This window comes from Dysgonomonas sp. Shenzhen-Wh21 (assembly GCF_043392705.1).
In the GTDB taxonomy this organism is placed as follows: Bacteria; Bacteroidota; Bacteroidia; order Bacteroidales; family Dysgonomonadaceae; genus Dysgonomonas.
Map to the genome: position 1 here is coordinate 1 of NZ_JAIXHZ010000108.1, position 7,418 is coordinate 7,418.

At 35.0% G+C, this 7,418-nt stretch carries 9 protein-coding genes and 1 tRNA gene; 4 read left to right on the forward strand and 6 right to left on the reverse strand.

Going from position 1 to position 7,418, the window contains the following annotated elements; genetic code table 11:
• Positions 1–69, reverse strand: a 69-nt coding sequence (locus LDB17_RS06860) for a DUF4857 domain-containing protein (RefSeq protein WP_393924957.1), incomplete at its 3' end; no start/stop codon positions are given.
• Here LDB17_RS06860 and LDB17_RS06865 point away from each other — a divergent pair.
• From LDB17_RS06865 to LDB17_RS06875, 3 genes are read left to right on the forward strand one after another with little or no spacing between them, the layout of a single operon-like run.
• Positions 49–627: a DUF4857 domain-containing protein gene (locus LDB17_RS06865; RefSeq protein WP_393924954.1), complete on the forward strand. Its 579-nt coding sequence runs from the start codon at positions 49–51 to the stop codon at positions 625–627. The genes LDB17_RS06860 and LDB17_RS06865 overlap by 21 nt on opposite strands.
• A gap of 5 nt (positions 628–632) precedes the next feature.
• Entirely contained in the window at positions 633–1,181 is a 549-nt protein-coding gene (locus LDB17_RS06870) for a hypothetical protein (RefSeq protein ID WP_252637475.1), read from the forward strand.
• Positions 1,150–1,713 (forward strand): PepSY-associated TM helix domain-containing protein, encoded by a 564-nt coding sequence (locus LDB17_RS06875; RefSeq protein ID WP_252637474.1) that lies wholly within the window; start codon positions 1,150–1,152, stop codon positions 1,711–1,713. The genes LDB17_RS06870 and LDB17_RS06875 overlap by 32 nt, the downstream gene beginning before the upstream one ends.
• Positions 1,714–1,933: 220 nt before the next feature.
• Here the strand turns inward: LDB17_RS06875 and LDB17_RS06880 are convergent, their stop codons facing one another.
• The 5 genes from LDB17_RS06880 to LDB17_RS06900 form a co-directional block, all read right to left on the reverse strand.
• A complete protein-coding gene (locus LDB17_RS06880; RefSeq protein WP_393924955.1) occupies positions 1,934–2,380 on the reverse strand; it encodes a hypothetical protein in 447 nt (148 codons plus the stop codon).
• 117 nt (positions 2,381–2,497) lie between these two features.
• Positions 2,498–4,840: a hypothetical protein gene (locus LDB17_RS06885; RefSeq protein WP_393924956.1), complete on the reverse strand. Its 2,343-nt coding sequence runs from the start codon at positions 4,838–4,840 to the stop codon at positions 2,498–2,500.
• The gene (locus LDB17_RS06890) at positions 4,837–5,379 is read right to left on the reverse strand and encodes a hypothetical protein (protein ID WP_252637470.1); all 543 of its coding nucleotides are present in this window, start codon (positions 5,377–5,379) and stop codon (positions 4,837–4,839) included. Before LDB17_RS06890 ends, LDB17_RS06885 begins: the two co-directional genes overlap by 4 nt.
• Positions 5,380–5,412: 33 nt before the next feature.
• Complete coding sequence (locus LDB17_RS06895) at positions 5,413–6,096, reverse strand: hypothetical protein (protein WP_252637468.1); 684 nt, start codon at positions 6,094–6,096, stop codon at positions 5,413–5,415.
• Positions 6,097–6,956: 860 nt separating this feature from the next.
• A tRNA-Arg gene (locus tag LDB17_RS06900) sits at positions 6,957–7,030 on the reverse strand.
• A gap of 223 nt (positions 7,031–7,253) precedes the next feature.
• Between LDB17_RS06900 and LDB17_RS06905 the strand changes: the two genes are divergently transcribed.
• Positions 7,254–7,418 (forward strand): VOC family protein (locus LDB17_RS06905; protein ID WP_393924958.1); only part of this gene is annotated, 165 nt, incomplete at its 3' end.

Genomic DNA, 7,418 nt, shown 5'->3' on the forward strand with positions numbered 1-7,418 from the left:
TGTATTCTTTATATAAGGACGATTGTTAACCATCTTCATATGGAATAATTGATTGTTAGCATCCAACACAAAATAGGTGAAAAGATACAGGCTTCATATTTCTCGATGCTGGAAGTTGCCGATAAAAGATTTTATGGATTTCTTTTCAGCAAACAAGGTGAACTATTTATTATCGAAAATGATGGAGCTAATTATAAGACAGTGAAATTGGATATAGATCCGATAGATATGCAAAAGGACGAAGTAATCTTGATGGGCAACATGTTCGATTGGACTGTTTCCGTCGTAACACCTTTTGCTAAAAAGATTTATGCACTAGATGCCGAAACCCTAAAAAGAATTGGAGAGCATACTATTGATCGTACACCCGGTAGATGGGATGCTGTTTCTAAATGGACATTTCCTGTATATTTAACTCTCGAAAAATCAGAGACTAGCTATATACAACCCTATTTTCACTATATAGGGATTTATGGCTTTGCAGTAAATCTAATTATAGCATTCTTGACAGTTATTTTTATAACGGGTTCTCCTAAAAGGAAAATTTTTAATGGAATATATATCTTTTTAACCGGTATAGCGGGCTTAGTAGCCTTGTTAATCTTGCCTAATTCAAAAAATAAATAAAGTATATGAAAAAAATTATGTTATTAGCCTATATGGCTATTTGTTTAGTCTCTTGCACAAGCAAGAACACAGAAAACAAAGGGAGTGATGCTGATTCGACGTCTGTAGCTCAAGTATCAGATCTTTCCATGTATCCATTAGATAGCTTATTGGCTGAGGCAGACCAATTAGTAAATAAAAAAGTAATAGTTAAAGGTAGTGTAACGCACACATGTAAGCATTCGGGCAAACGTTGTTTTATTGTAGGTGATAACGAAAATGTATCTATGCGGGTCGAAGCTAAAGGAAATATAGGAGGTTTCAATCGCGAATTGGTAGGATCTGAATTAGCAATCACCGGAGTGTTAAAAGAACGTCGCTTGACAAAAGAATATATAGATCAGTACGAAAAAGATGTAAACGAAAAGAAAGTGAAGGAAGACGGTTCTGCTGAAACTTGCCAGGCCGAACTTGCTAATATTAGCGAGATGCGTGATTGGATGAAGAAAAACAATAAAGATTATTACGCCATTTACTATTTAGATGGAGAAGAATTCAGTATCGTCGAGCAGTAGAACATTGCGCCGTTTGGCAAGGGTTATTCATAGAGACTTAGGATTTCTGATGGTTGGTGTCAGTCTTGTATATGCGATTTCAGGAATTCTATTGAATCATATGAACGGAAAAGACCCGGCTTTTCATACCGAAGAGATAACTCTTCAAGCTGAAAAAGGACTCAATTCGCAAGAGTTGACATATTGGTGGAGCGATAGGAAAGATGTTCCGCCTTTGCGGAAAGTTCTATCGATAGATGACCAGCATCTTAGATTGATGCTAGACGGTGGAGTCGGCGTTTACAATTCAGAAAGAGGAATGCTGGATTACGAAAAGCATAGCAAACGACAGTTCGTTTATTGGATAAATAAGCTTCATTACAATAAAGTAAAGGGCTGGAGTGTAATGGCAGATTTCTTTGCCGTATCTCTCATTTTCTTTGCCTTGTCAGGTCTTATTATGGTAAAAGGGAAAAATGGTATTAGTGGACGGGGCAAATGGTACCTACTACTGGGGCTTATAATACCAGTCCTTTATATCGTGCTTTCTTGATTTATAAGTGAAAAGAGTATGTTTGTTTTTTGAGCATACTCTTTTTATATACAGCTAATACCTATTGATAATACCTTTATATTCTTAATATCAAATAATAGACAAAAAATCGCTGGTATTATTTAATGATATAAAAGCAGAGTAAATAGAAAAAGACTATTTACTCTGCATCTTTAAATATGTAGTTTTATTCGGGCTAAGGTCAGAAAGTCCCGTCTTTTTATCGCTCTATTTTACTGCGTATATTTGGATTTACAAGTATGTAGCAACCCTTTACATTTACTTTTATCAGATTGTAGGCTGTACCGCAAGTCGTGTCGGAGGTTATTCTGCGATAATAATATGTTCCTGATCTTATTTGTGTCGGAGGAATATAAGAAGCACTGACAGCTCCGGCTATATTAAACCAAGATATGCCATCCGTACTCGATTGCCATTGATAGGTATAGAATCCCTCTCCACCTGTCACTTCTGCCGTTAAAGTTACTTGTTCTCGTACACATACCTCTAAAGATTGATCTGCAGTACTCGGTGTGGGTAGCAAAGGTGGTGTCACTGTAACATGTATGCTATCGAGTTTCGCTATACCACAAAACTCAGGTGTAACCGATACTTTATACCAACCTGTCATATTTGTATCTACATTGCTAATAGTCGGATTCTGCATATCAGAAGTAAAACCATTAGGTCCTGTCCATGTATAATTAGTGCTCCCCAGAGTTATGCATTTAAGCAGCAGATAATGATATCAAACCTAGAGACCGCAAAAATAGTATATGCGAGTTCAAATCCGATTTGTACAGGAGGAACAATACAGCTTAAATGCGTTTCCACATTGGTCGTTGATACGAATTGTATAAGTTTCATCTGCTAGTCCGTAAGTAAAATGAGCAGTGCCGCTGGTTGTTATATCTGCAACACCTGATATCTTCACTGTATTATCTGCATTCCACAACTGATAGGTATAAGGAGCAACTCCATTCATCGTTTTCACCGAAATATTTCCAGTTGTTCCTCCTACACATACATATGCCGAAGTAGCCTTAGGGTCGAGATCTAATGGTGGAGCTGTATAAACAATCGTTGTATCACCAATAACACAAGCGGCAGAATTATTATCTGTTAATATACCTAGCACATAAGTTCCCGGTGCAGAGAAAGTAAAGGATCCGCCGGGTGCAATTACTGTTTTATCATATCCCGTAGGACCACTAGTTAAGCGGTAATATGTAGTTGTAGGATTACGTTTATATGTTATAGTACCCGTTGGAGTTATTTTCATCCCCGAACAAGTTTGTTGACTAGTATATCCAAGGTCTTTATAGTTATATATCCCCGGATTATTGAAGGTCGAGACGATAGGATTTCCGCAACCATGATTCACTGTGAGAGTGTAAGTTCCCGGAGGTAAGTTTGTTGCAGGCATAGTATAAGAGGCAGATGACGCTGTCATTGTTGCCGATTGTGAAACATATCCAGTCGGTCCTGTTATTGTTAAAGTCGTTCCTATTGGCCAGCCTGCATTTGCGTATATATATAAGCGTCCTTTATCTACAGTACATTTATCGTCGTATGAACTACTTGTACTCAATGCATAACTTGTAGGTAGTGTGGATGCTATATTACGTGTAGTAGTATAAGTAAATCCATCTGCATAAACTGCGGTGAATGTATATGTTTTTCCATACTCTAAAGGGCAAGAATAATTAGTTGCAGTATTAGTTAGGGTTTGGGTACATACCACCACATTATTGGGGTCGGTAATAGTCACCTCAACAGGTATACACTTATGGGTTCCGGTTGGTAGATAATAAACTAGTTGATAACTATCACAATCAAATCTATTGGTTGAAAATGAAATGTTCCGGTTTATAGCGGAAATAGAACTCGTGACTACTGTTCCATTTTGATCTGTACACGTAACTGTATACTGAGTATCATACTCTAATGTCATTATATCATTCGAATTGACGCTGTTCAACCAGTTCGGATTATTATAAACGATATCTCCCCCTGTTGTTTTTTTTACTACAATATTTAATGGATAACAAAATAATCCATCATAATCTGTCCATGGTCTTACGGTATATGTATAGTTATTGCAATTGCGATCACGCATAGAATAAGTGAAATAGGTAGGTTTTTTTATATTCGTAGTGAAGCTTTTGTAAATGTCATTACAACCTTTCAATCGTATATAAATAGCAAGACTATTTGATGAATAAAAATGAGCTATATTATAAGGAGATATATTCAATAACATTCCGCCAGAGGCAGTACTGTTCCAGTCTGACCATTGGGTTGGTATCTGTCCGGCGGGAGCTGCTCCTATTTCATACATTCTATCGTTATAATATCTTTTATAATCAAGATTAGCCAATATTTCATTAGAAGAGGCAGTCCATTTTACATATCCACATGAACCTTGAGTATTATCCAAATCGGGGAGAAAAGCAGTCTGAGTAAGGTTACTAAAAGTAGGAAATCCAGAAATAGTACCCAATGTAAAATCTCTTACTGAGGTATAACATCCGTCATTTACTTGTACGGTGTAATTCCCTGCAGGGTAATTTTTGTTAGGAAATGTGTAAACATTACCACTCTTTGTGGGCGTCACCGTCTGCGGAGTAGCAACCCCTGCGGGTGCCGAGGTAATCGTAAACTCAAAATTTCCACTGCCATTGGTAACATTCAGCGCAATAATACCTGTACCACATCCTAGATATGATTTACGTGATACATCAGAATTAAGCGATACTTCCGGCACTTTGTAATTACCTCCTACAACCAGATTTGAGAGATTTTTAACCGTACTATACTCACTGTCTATTTTACAAAAAGCTCGAACAGTCAGCTGATATGTGCCGGGAGGTATATTTCGCAACACATGATCACTTTGAGGATTTATAGAAAAACCGCCTTCAGAACTAAGTCCGTATTGCACATTAAAAATATTTGTGGTATCTCCCCCTAATGTTACGGTTATTTCTCCATTCGACAAACAGGTAGAATTCTTTATTTGTGTACTTACAGTGAAGTTGGGACTACAAGTCTGTGCTCCAATTTGTGACGAGCTAAGTAAACTTATACACAAACAAGAGAATATATAAATAATTCTTTTTGTCATAATATATTTTTATAAGATTCGTCTTTAACAAGAACAATAGTCAATGTACCCTCTAATGGAAAGTTATAATCACTATTTCCATAAATCTCTGGAAAAGTAAATGTTGCAGTGTTTCCTTCTATAGTCAAAGAGTACAGAGGAGACAAGGAATATGGCGAAGAAAAATTATCTTCTGGTTTTGGTTCTATTTCCTTCTCAGATTCTTTAGCTGGCAATAATAACATTCCCTCATTGATTACATTATATTCCGCGAGGTTGTTCCACAAAGTACAAGCAGCTAGCTTTCCCGATTGTATATATACCGATAAGAATATGGGGTGAATGGGAAATGGCAGCTTGTTTATCCCATCTAGAGATGTGGTGTCATTAAAGGTATGCGTCAATACTTCAGCTTTAGTCTCATAGTTACGAACATTTATTGTGACACTACGAAACCAATAATTTCCATTAGTCTCTTGTTTTGCATCCTTTACTATATTGTTTTGCGCAAATGCAGAAATGGTGCATACGCAAAATATTAATGCATAAAATATTTTCATAATTTACTAATCTTTATTTTGTACAAACTATTGTCATTTAACCTTAAAAACAATGTTCATAAACGTTTTTTCGGAATAAGTAAATTGTGCGAAAAGTTTGTATTTCAAAATCCCTGTATTACTCAATGTGATATTCTGGAAAACCGTATTGTCATAATAAGGAATGAAATACTCTAAGTCATTACTTGCTAACACAGGTAAAGTTGTTGCACCCGCACCCTTGATAGACGAAGCTGAATTAGTCAGTTCGAATTGTTCTCTGTAAAGAGTATATAAATCAACAGTAAACTCTTGTGTAGCTGAATTGTAAGATGGATCTGCGGTATCTGTCGGTAGCACAATAGATGGCATATAAAAGAATTTAGGTGTAACTGCTGAAACTTCCGCAAAAAGTTTTATCCATTTAGTCCCATCATTATAATAATATCCGGGGCTTACATCGTTCGTCGTAGCGGTGTTATACACAGTCATCCCCGCGACATGATCTAGCAAAGGAGAAAACGATGTTGTTGATGAAAGTGAAACGCGTGGTAGCAGTAACCCCTTTGTAGAACTGTGGTCGGAATTCTCCTGTAAATCGAGTAATGCATTTGAATTTGGTTCATATCCCGAACCGATGGTTACCTGGCCACGTAATAAGGAAGAAGCTCCTAACATTATAACTATGAATAATGTTTTCTGTTTGCTTCTGTTTAGTTTGAAGTTTGTTGGTTTCATTTAGTAAATGTTTTAGTTTTATAATGAAATATTTAATCACTCATTTTTTGCTTATATAATTCTATCCCGTATAAAAACTTCAATACCCTATATTCTCTTCCGAATACTTTCCCAAGCGGCGGTTGAAAATAAATGGGATGACAACAAATATTAAAGACAAACAAATTAAAGACAAACAAATGGTTACCCCGTTTTATAGGGTATTGAAACTTTTGTATGGGTATATATAGTTCGTGTAAATGTCTGGAGTGGAAAAGAAACATTATGCTATAATTTATTTTTCTAAAGTTTGCTATCTCATTGATTTTTCTGATTAATCAACAAATGTAATGTATAGAGCAAAGGCAAAATTTATCGTATAGGGTATATCTCCTGTTAAGAGATATATCTAAATATGTAATATATTGATAACGTGTATTATATGTTTTTGTAGATCTATCTAAATTAAATTTATGACCATATTGCAGATTATGCCTTTTTCTTTTTTACGCCTTTTAATTACTTAAATTCAATTTATTTTCTAATTTTGTAATTAATTAAATATCTCTTAACAGGAGATATTTTTTTTGTTTATTCTTATCTTATTTATAATTAGACTGTTGATGTCTTCTGTAACAGATCTATTTAATGATGCAAAATAAATTTGGTTTGTTGTTTGTGAACATGTCTCATCTCTTTTTCTCTTGTTATTTATGTCTTCAATATATAGTATCGCTTGTGCTATGTAGATAGTTTAATAAATCAAGCGTAAAAGTTTGCAATAAAATGTTGTAATAAATCTCTGGTATATACTCACTATAGTCTTCTAAAAAAACAGCTATACATCTTGTGATATATAGCTATTTATAATTGCTGTATTGTGATCCCGAAGCGATTCGAACGCTTGACCCACAGCTTAGAAGGCTGTTGCTCTATCCAGCTGAGCTACGGGACCTCACCTTTTGCTTTTAAGCGAGTGCAAAGATAGTACTTTTTATAAAAAGAAAAAGACTTTATTTCAAAAGTTTTCATTTTTTTAGTGCTTAAATAAATTAGAGGTATGTAAATCAAATCTTTATAATAATCTACATGTAAAAGATTATCAAAAGACAAGAGATAAAGTCAACCGTTTATTTTAATCATATTATATTTGTATTCTTATTAAAAGAAAAAGAATTATGGAAATAAAAGGAAGATTTGATCATTTCAATATAAATGTAACAGATTTGGATAAAAGCATCAGTTTTTATAAAAAAGCATTGGGCTTGAACGAGATAAGGCGTAAAGAGGCTTCAGACGGATCTTTTACTCTTGTATATTTGGGAGATGGTGTTAGCCCTTTT